Genomic DNA, 20,709 nt, shown 5'->3' on the forward strand with positions numbered 1-20,709 from the left:
TTCCTAAGCTGGCTCATCTAAAAAACCAGTTAAACTGGCTGATTGTTGCTGAGCTGTGCTTAAGCCTATATCGAGTGGGCTTGTATGGTTTGCATGACGGGTCACTTGTCCCAAGCCCGCCAAATGGGCCTGACGACCACACTCTACCGCATCAGCAAAACACTGTGCCATCGCACTTGGATTGGCACTGCTGGCAATAGCGGTATTCACTAGCACCGCATCTGCGCCCATCTCCATCGCCATTGCGGCCTGTGATGGTCGACCTATTCCGGCATCAATAACAACAGGCACATTACTTTGCTCAATGATCATTTCTAAAAATGCCGTGGTTTGCATGCCGCTATTTGAACCAATAGGGCTAGCTAGTGGCATCACAGCCGCACAGCCCACCTCTTCAAGTCGACGACAAAGCACAGGATCAGCATGAACATATGGAAGTACAGTAAAACCCTGTTCACAAAGCGCTTTCGCGGCTATTAGGGTTTCAACCGGATCGGGCATTAGGTACTTGGGGTCTGGATGAATCTCTAATTTTACCCAATGCGTGCCCATCATCTCTCTGGCAAGCTGCGCCACCAATATCGCCTCCTTGGCATCACGAGCCCCTGAGGTATTGGGTAACAGTTTGATATTTGCGTCAATCAGCGGCTGTAAAATATCATCGGAACCCTGTTTTAAATCAATGCGTTTAACAGCCATGGTAACGAGCTGAGATCCTGATGTTCGAATCGCATCGAGCATCACATCAGAGTGGCTAAACTTGCCAGTACCTGTAAATAAACGTGAATTAAAACTAAATCCATCAATAACGAGTTGATCTTCCATCGTTTAACCTCCTGCCACTGCGCCAAACAACTCAATTTGAGCGTTATCTTCACAACATGTTGATTGCCAAAGATTCTTAGGCACAACTTGGCCATTACACACTAACGCCACACTGTTACTTTCAACATCAAGGATTGTCAGTAACTGGCTCAATGAGGTACCACTGGGTACCTGATGGCGAATATCATTAACGAGCAAAGTTAACAAAGATTCTGTTTGCTGATTATTCATATGCACAACGCCTCCTGGCGTGAAAAGCTGCAAATTGGACAAAGCGGATCGGCATGTAATTTAGCTTGCTGCCAACGCATAGATAGACCATCGATACGGTGTAACACACCGATGGGCTGCTCGATGTTCGCTAAATACTTTATTGCCATTAATGATTGTGCCGCGGCGACAAGATTCACCATAGGACCCAACACCCCTGCTGTACTACAAGTATTGCTAACCTGCATAGTTTGAGGGAATAAGCAGTGATAACACCCAGATTGGGCAAAGTGCCTTGGGGTGAATAGGCATAGCTGACCACTGAAATGACTGACAGAGCCCGACAGCAACGCCAAGCGCTTATCAACACTGACTTGATTCACCCAATGGCGGGTCTCAAAGTTGTCACAGCAATCAATCATTAAATCGATGTCACTGTCGAATCCCTCAGTAGCCGTTTCGCCGACAAACTGCTCATACGCCTTAAGCTGGCAGCTTGGGTACAATCTAGCTAGACGTTTGGCGGCTACAGCGGCTTTATTGCTGCCGATATCCGCCTGATTGAATAACAACTGTCTGGGTAGATTGCTGCTCTCAACATTGTCACCATCAAACAGATGAATCGAACCAACACCAGCAGCAGCAAGACTGTGGGCAACATGGTGCCCAAGTCCACCAACCCCTACTATGGCTACCTTGGCCTCAGCCAATTTTAACTGGCCCGGCTCACCAAACTCTGGCAGCATGATTTGCCGTGAATAGCGGATGAAGTCTTGGTCGCTAATCATGACACCTCCTGCCAGGCAGCCGCTAATGCTTGATACGCACCAGCAGGATCATCAGCTTCAGTTACCGCTCTTGCCACCGCAATATCATCCACCTTGGTGTGTTTTACTTGGTTAAGGTTGGATAAATCAATGCCACCGATTGCAACCAGCGGTAACTGGCCGGCAAACAGTTGAACATAACGTTGCAGATGATCAATCCCCTGCGGCGTTGAAGGCATCGCCTTAGTGGTTGTAGGGAAGATATGACCTAACGCCAAATAACTGGGATTAACTTGCAAAGCGATCAAGGCTTCGAAATAGCCATGACTCGACAAACCGAGTCGCGCACCTGAGGCGGCAATCGCACTTAAATCAGCTTGGTAGAGATCTTCTTGACCTAAATGAATCCCATAAGCTTGATGCGCTATGGCCTGTTGCCAATGATCATTAATAAAAACTCTGGCATTAAATTGCTTACCAAGTTCGATAGCTGCAGCAATTTTATCCGCTAATAGCGGGTCATTTTCCAAGTCGCTTTCTTGCTTGATCCTTAGTTGAATGGTGCGTGCTCCGGCATGCAGTAGACTGGCTATCATATCGACATTGTCCACCACAGGATAAACCCCAAGATAAGGTTTATCAGCAAGGCTTGAGACACACGCAGCAAACTCACTCACTTGGCTGTCATACCATGGCCCGTCATCCACTACATCGATCTTCGGGAAATAGCGCAGAGAATTCGGCCATTTGGTTTTTTCAACTGGCGCATGACCTTGGCCTAACGGTACGGCACACTCTATGCCTTGAGTAATAAACGCCTTGGCAACCACCACAGCATCATGCAACACAAAACCATGGGCCATGACTGCGGCGACAGCAGACGATAGCGTACAACCACTACCATGACAGCCTTGTTGACGATATAAGCCAGTCCCCACCCTCGGGCCTTTTAGTAAAAAGGTCCGTTGCTGGTGCAGTGGTGATGTGCGCTTAGCAGAGCGGCAAATAAACAAGTCCTGCGCATAATCGGTATGCCACAATGGGCTATTGTCGCCGCCTTTGATTAACACATTGGTTTGTAAGGTTTCAGCCAGTTGATAGCCCGCTTCAATTACCGACCCCATATCTTCAAGAGGTTGTGTGAGCTGAACCAACTCATGGTAGTTAGGCGTAATTAACGTCGCTAAACCTTTAAAGGGGCTAAAGTCTAACTGACTCGACAAATTCAGCTTATCACCACTGGTGGCCACCATCACAGGATCAACAATCACCGCCACCTCAACATCGTGACGTTTTTGGTAATCCTTGAGATCAACCGCAAGCCAATTGGCCACATGTTGTAGCTGCTGTTGATCACTCAACAATCCAATTTTTATTGCTTTTGGCGGTAAATCACTTAACAAAGTATCCAACTGGGCCAGCAGCATTTCCTCTGAAACAGACTGCACTAAATCAACCGACACCGAGTTTTGCGCCGTTAATGACGTGATGACTGAGCAGCCATGGGCTTCAAGCGCGTTAATAGCAGCTAAATCAGCTTGGATTCCCGCGCCGCCACCACTGTCTGAACCAGCAATGGTCCAAACAATGGGCTTAGCAACACCAACCTTAGCGGTCTCTATCGCCACTTTAGGACTCCTCAGCTGCTTCAAGCTTGGCTTCGTGATATAGCTCCCCGCCTTGTGCTTTAAACTGTGCCGACATTTGTGCCATACCTATGTCGGCGTCACTGGCTGCCTTGTATTGGCTGTCTGATTGCACACTGACCTTCTGGGTTGCAGCGTACTCACGTACCTCTTGGGTAATTTTCATTGAGCAGAACTTAGGGCCACACATCGAGCAAAAATGTGCGACTTTAGCCGACTCTTGAGGCAATGACTCATCGTGGTAGTTGCGCGCCGTTTCGGGATCTAAGCCGAGGTTATATTGATCTTCCCAGCGAAACTCAAAACGTGCCTTAGATAGGGCGTTGTCTCGAATTTGCGCACTTGGGTGGCCTTTCGCCACATCGCCGGCATGGGCTGCAATTTTATAAGCTATCAATCCCTGTTTAACATCTTCTTTGTTAGGCAAGCCAAGATGCTCTTTTGGAGTGACATAGCACAACATGGCACAGCCATACCAAGCAATCATTGCAGCACCAATACCTGAGGTGAAATGATCATAGCCTGGCGCAATATCAGTCGTTTGCGGGCCTAAGGTGTAAAAAGGTGCTTCATCACAGTGATCTAACTGCTTTTCCATATTCTCTTTAATGAGGTTCATCGGAATATGGCCAGGGCCTTCAATGATGGTCTGTACATCATGGTTCCAGGCAATTTTAACCAGTTCACCTAACGTTTCTAACTCTGCAAATTGCGCTTCATCGTTGGCATCAGCAATCGAACCTGGACGCATACCATCACCAAGCGACAGCGATACATCGTAGGCGGCGCAAATCTCACAAATCTCATCAAAATGGGTATACAGGAAGTTCTCTTGGTGATGAGACAAACACCACTTAGCCATAATAGAGCCGCCGCGAGAAACAATGCCCGTCAAGCGTTTAGCCGTCATAGGCACATAGCGTAATAACACACCGGCATGAATCGTAAAGTAGTCCACGCCCTGCTCTGCTTGTTCAATCAGTGTGTCTTTAAACACTTCCCAAGTCAGATCTTCTGCTACGCCGTTGACTTTCTCTAACGCTTGATAGATAGGCACGGTACCAATTGGCACCGGCGAGTTACGAATAATCCACTCACGGGTTTCGTGAATATAGCGTCCGGTTGACAGATCCATAACCGTATCTGCCCCCCAACGAGTAGACCAAACTAACTTTTCTACTTCCTCTTCAATCGATGAGGTCACCGCCGAGTTACCAATATTGGCATTCACTTTCACCAAGAAGTTTCGGCCAATAATCATCGGCTCTGCTTCTGGATGGTTGATATTCAGCGGGATAATTGCGCGGCCTCTGGCCACTTCTTGGCGAACAAATTCAGGTGTGATCGGCGTAGAAATCGCCGCGCCAAAGCTTTCACCGGCATCTTTTTGGGTAAGGACTTCATCGGTAATTTGGTCGCGAGCCATGTTTTCCCGAATGGCGATGTATTCCATTTCAGGCGTGATGATCCCCTGCCTTGCATAGTGCAACTGGGTAACCTTTTTACCTTGTTTGGCACGAATTGGTGGCATCAAAGCTTCAAAACGCAGGTGGTCTAACCCATCATCCGCTAAACGTTGCTGGGTAAATCCAGAACTCGCCCCGGTTAATTTCTCAACATCGCCACGCTCCTCAATCCAGTTTTGACGCATTTTAGGCAGACCGAGTCTGACATTTATATTGGCTTTTGGATCTGAGTATGGTCCAGCACAGTCATAGACCTTTAAGGGTGGATTAGCTTCAAAAACCGGCTCTTGTTCGGTCCCACCCACTAAGGTATCCGATTGAAAAATTTGGCGCATGCCAACTTGCAGATCGGCACGGGACCCCTGCAGATACACTTTTTCAGAATTTGGGTGCTGCAATGGTTTTAGGTTATCAATAAATTGTTGAGCTTGAGCTCGGGTTTCACGGCGGTTTGACATTAGCAATCTCACTTAAATTTAGAATGAAGTTGCTTGTCAGGAGAAATGAGAGTTGATGAGCTGCAAAAAACGCTAAAGCTTGCTTACGCGTTATTTTGCCAATAACCCTAACGCTAAAATACACTGATGACGCTTAACGATATCAATCAATTTATAGTAAGGATTATCATGCTTGTTTCCTTCGCAGGGTCTAACCTGATCAGGTTCAACGGATCCCGAATTAACGGTCTCAGCCAAATGGCACTCCGACAAGATGCCAAGCAGTATAGACCTAAACGGATTAGACTCACAAGCCCTTAGGTTAACTTTACCATCAAAATAATTGAGGTATAAAAATGCCTATATAACAAAGACTAATAAAAACCAAGGAAGATAAAAGAATGATACATAAGTTTTAATTGAAAATTATTCATTTACAAAAGATGAGTTTTTCACGGCGTGATGATGCATCTTTTGGAGTCTTTTAGCGACTGCGGCCTGAATGGCCTTTTTTACTTTATCGCCAGTACAGTTAAACGGGAAGCCAATATTCTCAGCGTGAGGATTTAGCGGCGTTGGCACTTTGGCGATTCGATAACAGGTATCACCGATTTTAACCACACGGTTAGGATCTAACTCATTGTCTAAGGTTAATGCAGTGTCATAAAAATCGATAGTTGGCAGCTCCAATACCAGCATGTCTGCGGTTAAGGCACTCATCGATTTTTTACTGGTGTAACTTGCCGCACTATCCGCAACTAGCGCATCCATCGCTTGTTGATGCTGTTTCTGCATGTAGCTTTGAGTAAAGCTGCTGACATTATGATTATTCGGATCTATCGCCTTTTGGGTAAACCGCTTATCAATTTGCCGCTCAAAATATTGGGGAGTGTTAGGCTTACGATAATTAAGCTGCGGTGGATTAGATACAACGGTTTGCTTATTCACTAAAGGAGCAGCTTCGTCTTGGTCAAGCTGAGCATCATCAACAATGACCGTTGCCTCAGGTTCATCCTCAACGTTGGGTGAAACCTCTTGGTTTTCTGTTTCTGTTTCTGTTTCTGTTTCTGTTTCTGGCAGTAAGGGAGTTTGAGTATCAGCCTGCCACTGTGCCAATTGCGCCGCCGTTACCGTATAGGCTTGTATCTTTGGCGCTTGGGGAGCGGTTATCTCAATCTGATAATCAGCATTTCGCCACAAATGGTGCAATGCCAATAACAAGATAATATGGGCAGCTAACGCAATCGGTATCATGCTCAGCGCGAACTTTGATGTGTTAGAAGAAACATGGTTCACGGGACTCACAGCGCGCGTACCGGCATCAAATTGATGATCTTGCACTAATTCATGCGCATCATAGCTGGGCATCGTTTTATCAAAATTGATGCTCGCTGGTGGCTCAACTTGCCGTGATACGTAAAAACCCTGTTGCTGCTCGCCTCGCTTCAACCTTATCTCCCTATGTGGCTGGCTTAGGGGCGCTCAATGCCCGGCCATCATGTTGCATCCATTATGCGTAAGCTAACGTTTTCAAAACCTCGTCCACAGCGCTTTAGAAATAACTTAAGCAGATTAGTTCAAATTTTATGGCTACCATTTTCAGCGTACAAGTGTTCACTTAATTGATGTATTCCATCCCGCGAGCTGTTACACTGCAAAATCAAGCCTGAATTAGAGTATTTACTTAATGTCAAAGAATCACCAAGCCATGACGAGCGTTAACCCAAATATTGCCCTGTTGCCATACAGTGCAAAGGAGGAGCTCGCCAATAGCATTAGTCATGGGATCGGCGTAGTCTTTGGCATTATCGGCTTAGTATTGATGCTCAGTAAGGGGCTACCCTACATGACTTGGGGCCAACTCGTTGGCGTAAGCTTGTATGGCGGTAGCTTCATATTGCTGTTTTTATGTTCAACACTTTACCACAGTGCTACCACACCTATTTGGCGACAACGCTGGAAACTGGCAGACCACTGCGCTATCTACCTGTTAATTGCTGGTACCTACACCCCAATGATGATGATTGAGCTTGCAGACACACAAGCAACGTTAATATTGGTCGCAATTTGGGGGTTAGCCATAGGCGGAATTATTTTCAAGGCACTGTTTATCCATCGCTTTAAAAAGCTCAGTTTAGCGCTCTATTTAATCATGGGATGGCTGTGTGTCACTGTGATGGAGGAGCTGATCCAATCTATGAGTGAGCTTGGATTTAACCTGCTTTTAGCAGGCGGGGTGTTATACAGTCTCGGTGTGGTGTTTTACGTAGCAAAACGCATACCTTTCAACCACGCCATATGGCACCTATTTGTGCTAGGTGGCGCCATCAGTCACTTTTTGTGTATCTACTTAACGGTGATCTAATCCCTTTGGCTGGCGTGACGTGGGCATCTCAGTTAGCGCTTGGTGCAGCTGTTGTGCATCTTGCTGACATCCCGCATCGGCCATCAATTGCGCAACACACTCGAGTGTACACAAGCCCCCTGCCACCTGGTTACGTCTTAGCACATAATTAGAAGGCGCAATATCACTAAAGCTTAAGCGTTTTAGTTGCTTTAAATAGGGACTTTGACGAAACATCTTATTCGCTTCTTGCCAAGTCGCATCCAAAATAATGATATTGACCGATGCATGTTGTGCAAAAAAACTAGGCTGTGAATAGTGCAGTTCAGGATCTGGCTGCCGCTCTGAAGCAGGAAACAGTAACCAAGTGTTTGATTGAGCCGCAAGAGACAGCAAACTATCATCTGGCTCGACCCGTGACCATACGATGCGGCGGCAAATATGAGGTAGCTGCGCAAGTGCGATGCAGCCGGTATTTGTCGGTCTATCAACTTCACGTTCATGGGTTAACAATGTTATCTGTAAATGCATCGACCTAATACTCTCACACCAGTTCTAATATTTTCACACCAAATCTACTATTTTCACGCCATAGTATACGGATTAATGAAAATCACGCGAGCGTAAATTAACATCCTCCAGCATATGAGAGATATCCTCTAGCCTTCCTGCGATGATATGGCATACTCCCGAATGAGTTTCAAACACACCAGTTACCTTCAAAATTTTTGACAATAAATACGCTTGTCGTTGTGCTTTTGCTGTCGCGCTCCATACAATCACGTTGATATTGCCGGTTTCATCCTCCAGTGTCACAAACGTCACACCCGATGCGGTCCCCGGCCTTTGCCGACCAACAACGAGACCTGCCACACTAACAACCTGACCATGACGACAACATTCAACCTCTTGGGCACTGACACAGTTTGCGAGTGTTGGCCGTAACAGCGCCATAGGATGCACACCTAAGGTTAAGCCGGTATAACGATAGTCACATTGCAAATTCTCCACCACCGAAGGCTCAGCTAACGAGACAACCTCTTCAGGTAATTCAATACCATCAAACAAAGGTAAGCTCGGTTGATAAGCCGAAAGCTGCCAGCGAGCTTTATAGCGATTACCACTGAGCGCTTTAAAAGCATCGGCACTGGCAAGCAGTTCTAACTCATGGCGATGAATGCCTAGTTGATATATTTGATCCACCGAGTCAAACCCTGCTACAGGCCGCGCCCTTATCAGCTGCTGCATTGCATCTTGCTGACAACCTTTTACCAAGCGAAAACCTAAACGAATTGCCTTTTTCCCATCAACGTCAACTAATTGATGTTGCCACAAGCTATGGTTAACACACACAGGCAAGACACTAACGCCATGGCGCTTTACGTCCTGTATAAGCTGCGACGGACTATAAAACCCCATGGGCTGGCTATTGAGTAGTGCACAGCAAAACGCCGCTGGATAATGATATTTCAAATAAGCAGAAACATAGGCTAATAGCGCAAAACTTGCTGAATGAGACTCAGGAAAACCATACTCACCAAAGCCCTTTATTTGACGATATATTTGCTCAGCGAACCCTTGGCTATAACCTCGCGTCGCCATACCAGCAAGCAGCTTCTTCTCGAACTGCTCTAGCTCACCGGAGCGCTTCCAACTCGCCATCGCCCGCCTAAGCTGGTCGGCCTCACCTCCGCTGAAACCCGCAGCAACCATAGCCAGCTCAATGACCTGCTCTTGAAAAATAGGCACGCCCAGTGTTCTAGATAATACTGACTCAACTTCCGCACTAGGGTAAGACACCTGTTCTATGCCATCTCGTCGCCGCAAATAGGGATGCACCATATCCCCCTGAATAGGGCCTGGACGAACAATGGCAATCTGCACCACCAAGTCGTAATAGTTCCGTGGTTTAAGGCGAGGTAGCATGGAAGTTTGCGCCCTGGATTCAACCTGAAAAACACCAATACTGTCACCGCGTTGCAGCATTTGATATACCTCAGCTTGCTCCCACTGTACCTGCGCCATAGTGTATGGCTGCTTATCATGACTCAATAATTCAAAGCACTTTCTAATCGCCGTCAGCATCCCTAAAGCTAAAACGTCTACTTTTAATAAGCCTAGCGACTCTAAGTCATCTTTATCCCACTGAATAACCGTTCTATCTTGCATGGCGGCATTTTCAATTGGCACTAACTGGGCCAAAGGGCCCGCCGAGATAATAAAACCACCAACATGTTGTGATAAGTGCCGCGGAAAACCACGGATCTGTTCAACTAACGGTAATAAAAACCGCCCTAGCCCTTGCTGAGGTATTTGCTGCTTTTGCTGTAACTGCTGTTGCCAAGACTCAGTACCATCGCGGCGATCCACCTGTTTGGTCATACGATCGATACTTTGCTGATCTAACCCAAGCGCTTTGCCAACATCGCTCATGGCACTTTTAAAACGATAGCTGATCACGGTTGCCGCTAATGCGGCACGTTCACGGCCATATTTAGCATAGATGTATTGAATAACTTCTTCGCGGCGTTCATGTTCAAAGTCCACATCAATGTCAGGTGGCTCATTGCGCTCCTTAGAAATAAAGCGCTCAAACAGCATATTCACTTTTGTCGGGTCTACTTCGGTGATCCCTAAGCAGTAGCACACCACAGAGTTAGCCGCAGAGCCACGGCCTTGATGTAAAATGTTTTGCTGTTTGGCAAACTTCACGATGTCGTAAATGGTTAAAAAGAAGTACTCATACTGCATCTGTTTTATCAGCAATAGCTCCTTTTCATACTGCTGCAATACAGAGTCAGGCACACCCAAAGGAAACCTACGTTTAGCACCTAGCTTTACCTCTTGAGCTAAATAGTCACTGGCATTCATCTGCGCAGGTATCACCTCAGACGGGTATTCGTACTTAAGCTCGTCCAATGAAAACTGACACAAACTCGCAATTTTTAAGGTGTTATCTAACCAAGCCCGAGGGTAACGGCGTGACAGCTCTGCCAGAGTTTTAAAACAAGACTCATGATTGGCACTCAGTAAACCACCCGCCTTTTCAAGTTCGGTACCATGGGCAATACAGGTGAGTACATCCAACAGCATTCGTCGCTGTTTCACATGCATACGCACGCCAACGGCGGCAACACAGTCGACACCATGTTGCTGAGCAAGCGTCTGCCACATGCCAATACGCCAAGCTTCTGATGCAAGCAGTTGGCGCTCCATTAATACATACAATCGCTCAGCAAAATGCTGTTGTAGTTTCTGCAGTAGCTGCTGTACCTGAGTGTGGTAATACACCTGAGCTTGATCACCGCTAACACCTAGCTCAGCAGCGCTTTCAGCGACAGTCTCTATGTTGTCATCGTTAGCGACAACATGGGTCATCTGCAGTTGCTCAGGGCTGGCTGGACGCCAAAGCAGCAGTACCTGATCAAGGTCTGCTAGCATGTCAGCAAAACGTAACCGATAACTGCCTTTTTCATCACGCCGTCTTGCCAGTGTGATCAATTGACTGATCTGCCCATAGGCACGACGATTCGGTGCAAGTAGTACAAATACCCCTTGAGGCAATTGAAACTCAGCCCCAACAATCAGCTTGATGCCATGCTTTTTCGCCGCATCATGGGCTTTTACCACCCCCGATAAGGAACATTCATCAGTCAGCGCAATGGCTGAATACCCAAGTGCTGCGGCTTGTTCCACCAGCTCGTGGGGGTGAGAAGCCCCACGTAAAAAGCTGTAATTAGATAAGGTATGAAGCTCAGCATACATTTAGCTAAACCAACCTTGTATGTAATTGGCTTGTCCATCGTAAAACACCCAACATAAGCCCCCATCACAATGGGCTGCAACATAATAATCACGGTCGGCTTGGGCTAGCCACCAAGGAGGGCTAATGCGCTCAGGCCCCTTTAAACGGGTGATCTCTTTACTGGTGACTTTTTGCGGCGTCGGCAATAAAAAGCTAGGACGGAACAAACCTAATGCGCCATTGATTGCAGCGCCTTCAGCTGCCAATCTGTGGTAAAACACCCCGGCAGTCTTATGACTTAAGTCGCTTAAAGTGTGCTGATGCCGAGTCTGCCCCCACTCTGTCAGAGGCTTTAATTGATAACTAGATTCAGGTAAATGATGATTGGCTAAGCGTAAGCTTTTCACGCACCCTTCACCTAACCTGGCTTCTAGCGTGGCAAAAAGCTGGCGAATTTCAGTCGTTATCCCCTGCTCTTGCCACCAGCTAGACTCATCAATTTGCTGGCTGACAAAATCATCCACATCCAGCTGTAATGCCACTAACGGTGAATACAAGGTCTGCCGCTCTAACTGCAACCGACATAAAGCCAATAGATTATCGCTACGATGCTCGGCAAACGGGTAATGAATCGTTAATAACAAAGGAGCAAACTCATGGCTGCGATACACTAAAGTTAGCTGCAACTGCAAAATGGCTAACTGCCGTTGTACCAAGTAATCACTTAACTGAGCCAACATACGACTTAAGGGAAACAAGATGCCTTCAATATGTTCAACATCATACATTAAGCTGAGTTTTTGCTGATAAGTCTCGGCAGGCACATAAAAACACTGTGGCATCTCAATTCGCCCTTGTAACTGCCCAAGCCGCATTAACAAGGCTTCGCCAAATCGTTTCCCTAACTCCCCATGGGGCAGTGCCAATAGTTTTCCGATACTTGTCACTCCCATCTGCTGGCATCGTACCATGACAGCATTTTCAACGGGTAAAGCACTGATTGGCAGCTCAGCTAGGGTTTCTTGATGGGTACTGGCCTCACTAAGCTGGTAAGCACCCTCCTGCAATGAGCCTGATTCACTCAGATAGGTCAATTGCGGTTGATAGACAGCCAATAATTGCGCCACCAGCGGATGCTCTGCCAGCTGCATCTGCCAACGGAAACCATAATCACTGGCTTGTTTGGCATATTGACGCAATAAATTCGCTACCCCCGAAAAAATTTGCGCCATTGAGCCCACTTCTAATAGCAGCACATCAGGCACTTTCCTCAATAAACCAGACTGCTTAGATTGCAGCTCACAATGAGGAACCACCACGCGGGCACTGTAGTTGTAACTCCATTTGGCCAGCCAATCGATATACTGCTCACTCAAACTTGGCTGGTATTCAATCAACACTAAATTTGCACATAAGGCTTGCGCTGTTGCAACGCTAAGCCCCACTTCAATACTGGCGTCAACACTGACATCAACAGTGTCGACCGCTAAAATAGTCAGCTGTTGCGGATCATAAAAAGCCATAGGAATTTCTATCGCAATACCATGACAAAAACGTTGATACTGCAAAGCACCTTGGGGCAAATAAACGGCAAGCCAGATCATGACGACCACGGTCCCTGTATCACATCCGCATGTGTAGAACTTTGTTGTTGCCACTGGGTATTGGCTAGATAGCGAGGTAATAAGCACAAATCAAATGCTGATATTGGCCAACCGCCACGTCGTTTAACAATAGACAACTCGGTTTGCCCATGTTTAATCGTACTATGATAATTGCGTGTGAGTTGGATGCGTAACTGTACTGGGTGCGATTGCTGACTCAAGCGAGTGGGTAAATAACAAAAACATAAGCTTTGGCCTTTTTCACAGGCAAGCTGTAAACGCCGAGACTCGGTCACAGACAGCTGTGTCAACCAAATCAAGGCTAACTGGCAAACCCCGCTTGATAAAGCTTGCTCTAATGCCCATAGCTGCGACTTACGATCTTCACAATCAATCCATAGTATCCGCTCTACATCCACATTATATTGAGCTAACCCTGCAGCGTAAGGCACAAAAGGCGGCGCCACCATTGCCACTACTCCCGCTTGGTGTTTATCCGTCGCATGCTTTAACGGGATATGCTGTGCCATTAACGGTAATAGCAAGGTCAACTCACCAATACCAAGCTGATCACTTAATAGTTCACACACCCCAGAACTTGGCCAGCCCTTACCTGCCAATGCCGCATCTAACTCAGCATAGCCACTGCTAAAGCAATTGGGTTGCTGCTGCCATTGCTGACCACGCCATAGGTCTTCTCGGTTCAATAAACTGTCTAATGCATCAAGGGATTGCTGCTCATCAAGTGCAGCCACAGAGTCAGGTTTCATGACACTCTCACAAAATACTGTACAGATACACAGTATAATAGAGAATTTACAGATCTCAACCACAATAATCTTAAGATCCCATGGCGATCACTAGCATAAAAAGTTAACATTAATGAGAATCGTTTTTATTTAGTAGTGTTATGTCGACCTCTTTCAACAAACTATTTTCACACCTACAAGTGAGAGTATTTAGCTTTTTTGCCATCTCTTTACTCGCTATCCTATTGATAGCAACTGGTATTGAAAGCCTAATCGTAAGTCGACTACTGACCTTATCTCCAGCGACCCAGCAACAACTTCATGCCCTCGCAGCCCAAGCCAATGAATTTATTAAACGTAAAGATATTGCCGGATTAACCCGTTGGGAAAGCCAGCAAGCATTTACGCTGTACACCTTAAATCCACAGCAGCAACCTATTACCCAACGCCCTATTCATCCCCACTTTGTATTTAAGCTTCAATATTCAAGACAGATAGAGCAGCCAATGGGAGATAGAGTACGCAAGCCGCTAATTATGTTGCCACTCAGTAACCGTTTAGAAGATGACCAACCGCTTAGTTTGGTGATACAGCTCAATGCTGATCTTCACCCTGCACAACAACTAAACTTTGCCCTATGGACAATTCGTAGCGTTGTCGGTATCACGGTATTGTTGCTGTTTAGCTATCTATTAAGTCGTTATTTGATCACCCCGCTACAGCACCTTAAGCGAGGTACTGAGGCGCTAGCCCAAGGTAAGCTAGACACCCGCATTGCCAACCACTTTTCCACTAAAGAGCCTGAGTTTTATCACTTAGCCACTGAATTTGATCATATGGCTGAACAATTGCAGCAAGGCATGCAGAACCAGAAACGCTTACTTAGGGATGTGTCTCACGAATTACGTACGCCGCTGGCTAGACAGGAACTGGCGCTGCACCTGCTGGAAGGCCAACTAGATGATCGCCATCAGGCATCGATTAATCGCCTACGAACTGAAGGTGAGCAGATGTCTCGATTGATTAATACTATTTTGGATTACAGCCGTCTCAATAACGCCTATATACAGCTTAACTATAGCCAGTTTGATGTGGGTACGCTGCAAAGCCAAATCCAACAGGATTGTCAGTTTGAAGCAAAACCGGAGCAGCAGATCCACTGGCACAACCATGACAAACTAATACTACATACTGATCGTCAATACCTGTGCCGTGCCATAGAGAATATTGTTCGTAACGCACTGAAATATGCAGGCGATCAGTGTGAGATCCACATTGAAACCCGTGCGATCGATCAAGACTTACATATCACCATTGCAGATAATGGCCCAGGCATTAAACAAGAGGAGCTGAGTAGTCTGTTTAACCCATTTACCCGTTTAGATGAAGCGCGTCATTCAAGCCAAGGAGGATTTGGTCTAGGGTTAGCCATTGTGAAACAATGTATGAAATTACTAGCAGGTGATGTCGCTGCAACCAATCATATTGACGGTGGCCTAATGCTCACCCTAACTTTGCCAATCACGCATCCCTTAGCGCCAGCAGCGCTTAATTCGCCTGAATCATCAAAAACGCAAAACGCGACGTCTGATAATCAACTTGCAGCCACCAGCTAAATACACCCAATAGCTACGCAAGAAAAACGCCTTTCGCAACAAAAAGCGCCTAATAAAAGGCGCTAGAGACAAAACTAGAGGCAAGGCTAGAGACAAATGCGCCTAGGCAAATTTCTTCACTTTACGCAGGGCAATCTGCTGCTTCATTTTAGATAAGTGTTCAATAAACACTTTGCCCTGAAGATGGTCCATCTCATGCTGTAACACAATGGCAAGAAAATCATCAGACTCAATTTCAAAGGGTTTACCCTCTCTATCTAATGCTTTCACTTTAACATACTCAAAGCGAGTCACTTTGGCGCGGTAACCAGGAATAGATAAACAGCCTTCTTCACCAACAAACTCGCCTCGCCCTTCAACCAACTCTGGATTGATTAACACTAAAGGCTGATCACGGTCACTGGATAAGTCAATCACCAATACCGCATCGGTACTACCCACTTGAGTCGCAGCTAGACCAATACCGTCATCGGTGTGATACATGGTCTCAAGTAGATCGTCCACCAAACCCGCCACCGATTGCACATCATCGACATTAACGGCTTTACGTTTTAAGCGTTCATCGGGAATAGTGAGAATATCGAGTACGGCCATAGTCAGTCATCATCAAAAAATTTGTCGCCATTATGACGAATGTCACACTAAAGGCAAGTTATTCCTGATAAGCGCTTTTGGGTTAATGCTTGAATTCCCCATAGATAATCAGTAGCATTAAATAATTGTATAAAATATACGGATATATCTATGTCACACCCTGAACGCACACCACTACCGCGCACCTTCTTTGTTGCCAACACCATGGAAATATTTGAACGGCTAGCATGGTATGGCTTTTTTACCTTGTCCTCGCTGTATATGACCTCACCGGCTAACCAAGGCGGACTAGGCTTTAACGAGCAAGAGCGTGGACTATTACAAGGCATGATCCCGTTCTTTTTATATCTCTTTCCTGTATTAACTGGCGCACTTGCAGATCGATATGGCTACCGCAAAATGTTTATTATTGCCTATGCCATCATGTGCCCAAGTTATTATCTGCTAGGCCAAGTGAGTAGTTTCTCAGGCTTCTTCTTTGCCTTTATGGGGGTTGCCGTTGGTGCAGCCTGCTTTAAACCCGTAGTCACAGGCACCATTGCCAGAACCACAGACAGTAGCAACCGAGGTCTTGGGTTTGGCATCTTCTATATGATGGTTAACATCGGCGGTTTTCTTGGGCCTTTCATTGCAGGCTATGTGCGCGCTATCAGTTGGGATTGGGTCTTTATTATGTCTTCGTTCTGGATAGCACTTAACTTTATTCCGGCACTGTTTTTCTACCAAGAACCCACAGATCAAGCCCAGCAACAAGGCCGCCCTTTAAAACAAGTATTACAAGACATTCAAGAAGTATTAGGCAATGCGCGCTTTGCACTGATCTTTTTTGGCAGCCTAATTATTTTGATGGCATACGGCGCAAAATGGATAGACGGCCAAACAACCACCATCACTTACCTTATCTGGTTTACCAGCCACTATTTGTGGAATCTAAGCGCTAACAACAGCACGACTTCACCTTGGTATCGACAAAAAATTCGTGTCGGTAACAAGCCGTTTGTCACCTACTTGTTGATTCTGTCTGGGTTTTGGATGGTCTATCAGCAGATCTTTATTACCCTGCCAATCTTTATTCGCGACTTTGTCGATACCGCTGACTTAGTCATGGCATTAGCAAGCTACCCAGATCTACAAGCCTTCTTCGCCCCTGTTGATCAAACCCACCTGCAAGCCGAATTGATTAGACTTGCCAACGAAGTGAGCCAAGCGAGCTTAACTGTCAACCAAGCCTATTTCGAGCTAGTACATACCAAAGTCATGGTGCCAGAATCCCAACTAACATCTGCATTAGCCGCCATTAGCCATGATGCCGATAAAGCCACAGCTATCGCCGCAACATGGGCAAGCCAATACCGCCAAGTCAACCCTGAGTACCTTATCGGGTTGAACTTCTTATCCATCGTGTTATTGCAAATCATCGTCAGCCGCACGATTGAAAAATACCAAGCCTTACCTATTTTGGTGGCTGGTACGCTTATCCTTGCACTGGGCACCGCTTTAGGTGGCCTTGCTACCGGTATGTTGATGGGCGGCGCAATGGTACTCACCTCTATCTTAGTGTTCTCCATTGGCGAAATGGTCGCTTCTCCCAAAAGTCAGGAGTATGTCGCCAGTTTTGCCCCAACCGATAAAAAAGCCATGTTTATGGGATATTACTTTGTATCATCTGCTATTGGCTTTTTACTCGCTGGCCCGCTATCAGGTTACCTATATAGTGAAGTGGCAAAAGCCGCCGGACGCCCTGATTTAATGTGGTACATCATCGGTGGTTTTGGCGGATTAACGGCAATTGGCTTAGTCCTGTTTCATCGCTTTGGCGTCATGGACTCGCTCACCGACAGTGCTAACCCTAACCAAAAGCCACAAACGGCTAGCTAATCCACAAGCACTAAACCACTAGCACTGAACGAGAGTCTTAAAACAATAAGCAGCAAGTTTTACAACCGCTTGCTGCTTAATGACACACAAGCTTTACATTTCATCTCGCAAATGTTTTCGCTAATATAACCCCCTTCTTACATACCGCAGTTAACACTGGTATCGCCATACAGTTACCAGTAATATCAAAGACACCTTTGCAAATGGGATGACCAATGCATAAACCTAGCTTTTCAAATGCCGAGCGAATTTGGCAGGTGGTCGCACTCATTCCGCCCGGAAAAATATCTTCATATGGCGTGATTGCCGATCTTGCTGGGTTACCAGGTCGAGCACGATATGTCTCGCGCGCACTCAAACTTGCCAATGATGAGTTAAACTTACCTTGGCACAGGGTACTTAACAGCCAAGGCAGAATTGCTTTTGATAAACAAACAGAAGCATTCGCCGAGCAGATGATGCTGTTGCGATTAGAAGGTGTTGATGTAAAAAATGGCCGCGTAGATAAAACCCAATATATGTGGCAACCCGACATGGCAACACTGGTGATGCAGCTGTCGTTTTAGTCAAGATTAATCTCAGGAGTCGATATTGTCGTTCACAAGTAAACTCTTCGGTCTCAGTGGCGTTGTCTGCCTTATTGTAAGCTTTGCCTCCGCAGCAGCTTATAGCCCATTAACACCACAAACTGCCGAGTATCGGGTCAGTTACGGCAGTATCGGCTTAGGTAAAGCGCGTTATATTTTAAAGGCGCCAAACGATAACCTATACCACTATCGATTTGATAGTGATATTAGCTTATTAATGTTATCAGATAGGCGCACTGTCACCAGTGATTTTTCACTAGAAAACGGCCAATTGATGCCACTGCGTTATCTTCATCGCCGCAGCGGCACCGGCTCCGACTATCAAGAGCAAGCCGCTTTTGCCAAAGATCAACAAGTGGTGCATAGCCGTTATAAAGATGAGCGTGCCAAACTGCCCTATACCGACACCCTATTCGATCCATTAATGGTGCAACTGCAGTTTCGTATGGAGATGGCCGAAGGCAAAAAGCAGCTTAACTTTAGCATGGTCAAAGAAGGCGAAATTGATGAGTACGACTTCAATGTGGTCTCTAAAGAACGCTTAAACATAGAAAGCGGCAGTTATGAAACCGTAAAAATTGAAGTAGTGCGTAGCAGTAAAAAACGTCAAACCTTTTTCTGGATGGCACCTGAACTTGGTTACCTCCCCATCCGCCTAACGCACTTTGAGCGTGGCAGTAAGCAACTGGATATTAAACTGCTTAACTACAAGTTTAATGACGCCCCCGCTAAAGGCATTGCCCAAGGCACTAGCCAGCCCGTAGATGCAGAAGCTGCTAAAGCCCTTGCCGAAGAAGTAGAGAAAGATTTAGCAGAAGGCTTATCTGAGGAGAACCAACCTTAAGGCGTTTATCTTAGTGATCCTGCCAATCCCCTATGAGCTAAAAATGCACATAGGGGGACTTACAGTACTTGTAGTAAAAATAACATCACTCAACACTGCCTCATTTTGCCTGGAGAGCCTATAAAAGGTTTTACAACTCTTTTTGCATAAAGTACTTACAGCCAGTTTTTGGGTAGCCTTGTTGAATCCACTGAGTCTGATAACCCTGTTTTTCATAAAATGGCATAGCTTGAAAGTTCAGCGTATCTAATAAACATTTCACACAACCACGCTGTTTACCAGCATCCTCAATTGCGGCAAGTAACTGACTACCAACGTTTTGTCCGCGCAATTGATCTGATACCCATAAAGTATCCAACAACAACCAATCACCAAATGTTCGCGCTGCAGCACCAGCAATCACCTCGCCCTGCTCGTTTTTAATCTGCGCTGCTATTGGGGTTCGTTTGCTCACCTCCCAGTTTGCCCAATTGAAATCGTCTATCTTCTTATCAAGGTAATCAATTAAGGCTTGGTCTGGATTGTCTAGTATTTCGATATTCATATCTGTTCCATATTGATAGCGTTTTGTGCCCGACTGAGTAACTTGCTTAGCTAGCTCTCATGGTTTTCTTGATCTTTGGGTTCACCACTTTCATCTTCTTGCTTTAATTGCTCTTGCTTGATTCTTTCAAGCTTCTTGATTTCCTGAGGAGGAATGGGAAATAGTGAAAATACCGGAAAAACCGCTAGAAATATAAATGCACCTCTTGGCATTTTCTTGCTCCACACAACTAGCCGGTACAACCCGCGAATCATAAGTACAGCAACTACCGCTAGTGCAAAGAAAAAAGCGAGATCTAATAAAGTAGTAAAGTCATTAAAGTCCATTTAACTCCCCCCGTTATAAAACATATGGGGCGAGTTGCAGTGGTATTCAAGTATCTATACGTTCTAAAAGGGACTGTTAATGCTTGGCTAAACTAAGCGACGAAAGAGCATAACTCATGCGGCTGCGTCCATGCTAAATTAACTTGTTATGAGTACTTAAAGCTTAGGTGAACTAGAATCGCAGTATACCCAAATGATTCCAAAATCACCGAATATCTCAAAACCACCTTCAATGGGTTTAACGTACTCAAATTCTCCTAATGTGGTTGATTCGGTATCAGGATCAAAAACCATATAAATAGAAAGATCAGAGAAATCAATTTCTATTTTGGAACCATCGCTATTAAAAATAGCGTACATTGGTAGATTCAAAATCAGTATCACTATTTGAAACAACAAACAGCAATTCGCCCCTATTTTGAGGCGCTTCAATTTTTAATGTGTCATAGCCAAATAATCGATTCATTTTAATGCTCATAACGCCACCTTATAAACTCTATTGGCTGAAGGCTAGAAATAATGCATTA

General features: G+C 45.8%; 19 protein-coding genes and 1 riboswitch. Of the genes, 5 read left to right on the plus strand and 14 right to left on the minus strand.

The window, feature by feature from the left end:
- Positions 1-3: 3 nt before the first annotated feature.
- From ACHUFW_RS07420 to ACHUFW_RS07445, 6 genes are all read right to left on the minus strand, one after another.
- Entirely contained in the window at positions 4-825 is an 822-nt protein-coding gene (locus ACHUFW_RS07420; RefSeq protein WP_394201876.1) for a thiazole synthase, read from the minus strand.
- Positions 826-828: 3 nt separating this feature from the next.
- Entirely contained in the window at positions 829-1,056 is a 228-nt protein-coding gene (thiS, locus tag ACHUFW_RS07425; RefSeq protein WP_394202254.1) for a sulfur carrier protein ThiS, read from the minus strand.
- The gene (locus tag ACHUFW_RS07430) at positions 1,053-1,823 is read right to left on the minus strand and encodes a HesA/MoeB/ThiF family protein (RefSeq protein WP_394201877.1); all 771 of its coding nucleotides are present in this window, start codon (positions 1,821-1,823) and stop codon (positions 1,053-1,055) included. Before ACHUFW_RS07430 ends, thiS begins: the two co-directional genes overlap by 4 nt.
- Complete coding sequence (gene thiE, locus ACHUFW_RS07435; protein WP_394201879.1) at positions 1,820-3,430, minus strand: thiamine phosphate synthase; 1,611 nt, start codon at positions 3,428-3,430, stop codon at positions 1,820-1,822. Before thiE ends, ACHUFW_RS07430 begins: the two co-directional genes overlap by 4 nt.
- Position 3,431: 1 nt before the next feature.
- Entirely contained in the window at positions 3,432-5,372 is a 1,941-nt protein-coding gene (gene thiC / locus ACHUFW_RS07440) for a phosphomethylpyrimidine synthase ThiC (RefSeq protein WP_394201881.1), read from the minus strand.
- A gap of 159 nt (positions 5,373-5,531) precedes the next feature.
- Positions 5,532-5,630, minus strand: a riboswitch (TPP riboswitch).
- A gap of 147 nt (positions 5,631-5,777) precedes the next feature.
- Positions 5,778-6,800, minus strand: a complete 1,023-nt coding sequence (locus tag ACHUFW_RS07445) for a hypothetical protein (protein WP_394201882.1) — start codon at positions 6,798-6,800, stop codon at positions 5,778-5,780.
- Between the two features lie 238 nt (positions 6,801-7,038).
- Here ACHUFW_RS07445 and trhA point away from each other — a divergent pair, with 238 nt between their 5' ends.
- The gene (gene trhA / locus ACHUFW_RS07450; protein WP_394201883.1) at positions 7,039-7,716 is read left to right on the plus strand and encodes a PAQR family membrane homeostasis protein TrhA; all 678 of its coding nucleotides are present in this window, start codon (positions 7,039-7,041) and stop codon (positions 7,714-7,716) included.
- Here trhA and ACHUFW_RS07455 read toward each other — a convergent pair.
- From ACHUFW_RS07455 to imuA, 4 genes are all read right to left on the minus strand, one after another.
- Complete coding sequence (locus ACHUFW_RS07455) at positions 7,702-8,235, minus strand: DTW domain-containing protein (RefSeq protein WP_394202256.1); 534 nt, start codon at positions 8,233-8,235, stop codon at positions 7,702-7,704. The two genes, trhA and ACHUFW_RS07455, sit on opposite strands and share 15 nt — an antisense overlap.
- A gap of 63 nt (positions 8,236-8,298) precedes the next feature.
- Positions 8,299-11,460 carry an error-prone DNA polymerase gene (locus tag ACHUFW_RS07460; protein ID WP_394201884.1) on the minus strand — a complete coding sequence of 1,054 codons (3,162 nt, stop codon included), beginning with the start codon at positions 11,458-11,460 and terminating at the stop codon, positions 8,299-8,301.
- On the minus strand, positions 11,461-13,044 hold the full coding sequence (locus ACHUFW_RS07465; RefSeq protein ID WP_394201885.1) for a Y-family DNA polymerase: 1,584 nt from the start codon (positions 13,042-13,044) through the stop codon (positions 11,461-11,463).
- Positions 13,041-13,814 carry a translesion DNA synthesis-associated protein ImuA gene (imuA, locus tag ACHUFW_RS07470; protein ID WP_394201886.1) on the minus strand — a complete coding sequence of 258 codons (774 nt, stop codon included), beginning with the start codon at positions 13,812-13,814 and terminating at the stop codon, positions 13,041-13,043. Before imuA ends, ACHUFW_RS07465 begins: the two co-directional genes overlap by 4 nt.
- Positions 13,815-13,954: 140 nt before the next feature.
- Here imuA and ACHUFW_RS07475 point away from each other — a divergent pair, with 140 nt between their 5' ends.
- Positions 13,955-15,409 carry an ATP-binding protein gene (locus ACHUFW_RS07475; RefSeq protein WP_394201888.1) on the plus strand — a complete coding sequence of 485 codons (1,455 nt, stop codon included), beginning with the start codon at positions 13,955-13,957 and terminating at the stop codon, positions 15,407-15,409.
- 102 nt (positions 15,410-15,511) lie between these two features.
- Here the strand turns inward: ACHUFW_RS07475 and def are convergent, their stop codons facing one another.
- The gene (def, locus tag ACHUFW_RS07480) at positions 15,512-16,003 is read right to left on the minus strand and encodes a peptide deformylase (protein ID WP_394201890.1); all 492 of its coding nucleotides are present in this window, start codon (positions 16,001-16,003) and stop codon (positions 15,512-15,514) included.
- Positions 16,004-16,153: 150 nt separating this feature from the next.
- Here def and ACHUFW_RS07485 point away from each other — a divergent pair, with 150 nt between their 5' ends.
- The 3 genes from ACHUFW_RS07485 (at position 16,154) to ACHUFW_RS07495 (ending at position 19,312) form a co-directional block, all read left to right on the plus strand.
- A complete protein-coding gene (locus ACHUFW_RS07485; RefSeq protein WP_394201892.1) occupies positions 16,154-17,881 on the plus strand; it encodes an MFS transporter in 1,728 nt (575 codons plus the stop codon).
- Between the two features lie 215 nt (positions 17,882-18,096).
- Positions 18,097-18,447 (plus strand): MGMT family protein, encoded by a 351-nt coding sequence (locus ACHUFW_RS07490; protein ID WP_394201894.1) that lies wholly within the window; start codon positions 18,097-18,099, stop codon positions 18,445-18,447.
- Positions 18,448-18,472: 25 nt separating this feature from the next.
- Positions 18,473-19,312 carry a DUF3108 domain-containing protein gene (locus ACHUFW_RS07495; protein WP_394201896.1) on the plus strand — a complete coding sequence of 280 codons (840 nt, stop codon included), beginning with the start codon at positions 18,473-18,475 and terminating at the stop codon, positions 19,310-19,312.
- A gap of 130 nt (positions 19,313-19,442) precedes the next feature.
- On the opposite strand, the gene ACHUFW_RS07500 is transcribed toward ACHUFW_RS07495, so the two are convergent.
- The 3 genes from ACHUFW_RS07500 to ACHUFW_RS07510 all read right to left on the minus strand — a co-directional run bounded on the left by ACHUFW_RS07500 (position 19,443) and on the right by ACHUFW_RS07510 (position 20,660).
- Entirely contained in the window at positions 19,443-19,856 is a 414-nt protein-coding gene (locus ACHUFW_RS07500; protein WP_394201898.1) for a GNAT family N-acetyltransferase, read from the minus strand.
- Between the two features lie 50 nt (positions 19,857-19,906).
- Entirely contained in the window at positions 19,907-20,182 is a 276-nt protein-coding gene (locus tag ACHUFW_RS07505; protein ID WP_394201900.1) for a hypothetical protein, read from the minus strand.
- Positions 20,183-20,525: 343 nt separating this feature from the next.
- Positions 20,526-20,660 (minus strand): hypothetical protein, encoded by a 135-nt coding sequence (locus ACHUFW_RS07510; protein WP_394201902.1) that lies wholly within the window; start codon positions 20,658-20,660, stop codon positions 20,526-20,528.
- Between the last annotated feature and the right edge of the window lie 49 nt (positions 20,661-20,709).

It is taken from the genome of Shewanella waksmanii (assembly GCF_043643685.1).
Taxonomy (GTDB): Bacteria; Pseudomonadota; Gammaproteobacteria; order Enterobacterales; family Shewanellaceae; genus Shewanella; species Shewanella waksmanii_A.

Coding starts and splice junctions, on each gene's coding strand:
- ACHUFW_RS07420 (WP_394201876.1), bottom strand. CDS start 825: ATGGAAGATCAACTCGTTATTGATGGATTTAGTTTTAATTCACGTTTA.
- thiS (WP_394202254.1), bottom strand. CDS start 1,056: ATGAATAATCAGCAAACAGAATCTTTGTTAACTTTGCTCGTTAATGAT.
- ACHUFW_RS07430 (WP_394201877.1), bottom strand. CDS start 1,823: ATGATTAGCGACCAAGACTTCATCCGCTATTCACGGCAAATCATGCTG.
- thiC (WP_394201881.1), bottom strand. CDS start 5,372: ATGTCAAACCGCCGTGAAACCCGAGCTCAAGCTCAACAATTTATTGAT.
- trhA (WP_394201883.1), top strand. CDS start 7,039: ATGTCAAAGAATCACCAAGCCATGACGAGCGTTAACCCAAATATTGCC.
- ACHUFW_RS07460 (WP_394201884.1), bottom strand. CDS start 11,460: ATGTATGCTGAGCTTCATACCTTATCTAATTACAGCTTTTTACGTGGG.
- ACHUFW_RS07465 (WP_394201885.1), bottom strand. CDS start 13,044: ATGATCTGGCTTGCCGTTTATTTGCCCCAAGGTGCTTTGCAGTATCAA.
- imuA (WP_394201886.1), bottom strand. CDS start 13,814: ATGAAACCTGACTCTGTGGCTGCACTTGATGAGCAGCAATCCCTTGAT.
- ACHUFW_RS07475 (WP_394201888.1), top strand. CDS start 13,955: ATGTCGACCTCTTTCAACAAACTATTTTCACACCTACAAGTGAGAGTA.
- def (WP_394201890.1), bottom strand. CDS start 16,003: ATGGCCGTACTCGATATTCTCACTATTCCCGATGAACGCTTAAAACGT.
- ACHUFW_RS07485 (WP_394201892.1), top strand. CDS start 16,154: ATGTCACACCCTGAACGCACACCACTACCGCGCACCTTCTTTGTTGCC.
- ACHUFW_RS07490 (WP_394201894.1), top strand. CDS start 18,097: ATGCATAAACCTAGCTTTTCAAATGCCGAGCGAATTTGGCAGGTGGTC.
- ACHUFW_RS07500 (WP_394201898.1), bottom strand. CDS start 19,856: ATGAATATCGAAATACTAGACAATCCAGACCAAGCCTTAATTGATTAC.
- ACHUFW_RS07505 (WP_394201900.1), bottom strand. CDS start 20,182: ATGGACTTTAATGACTTTACTACTTTATTAGATCTCGCTTTTTTCTTT.
- ACHUFW_RS07510 (WP_394201902.1), bottom strand. CDS start 20,660: ATGAGCATTAAAATGAATCGATTATTTGGCTATGACACATTAAAAATT.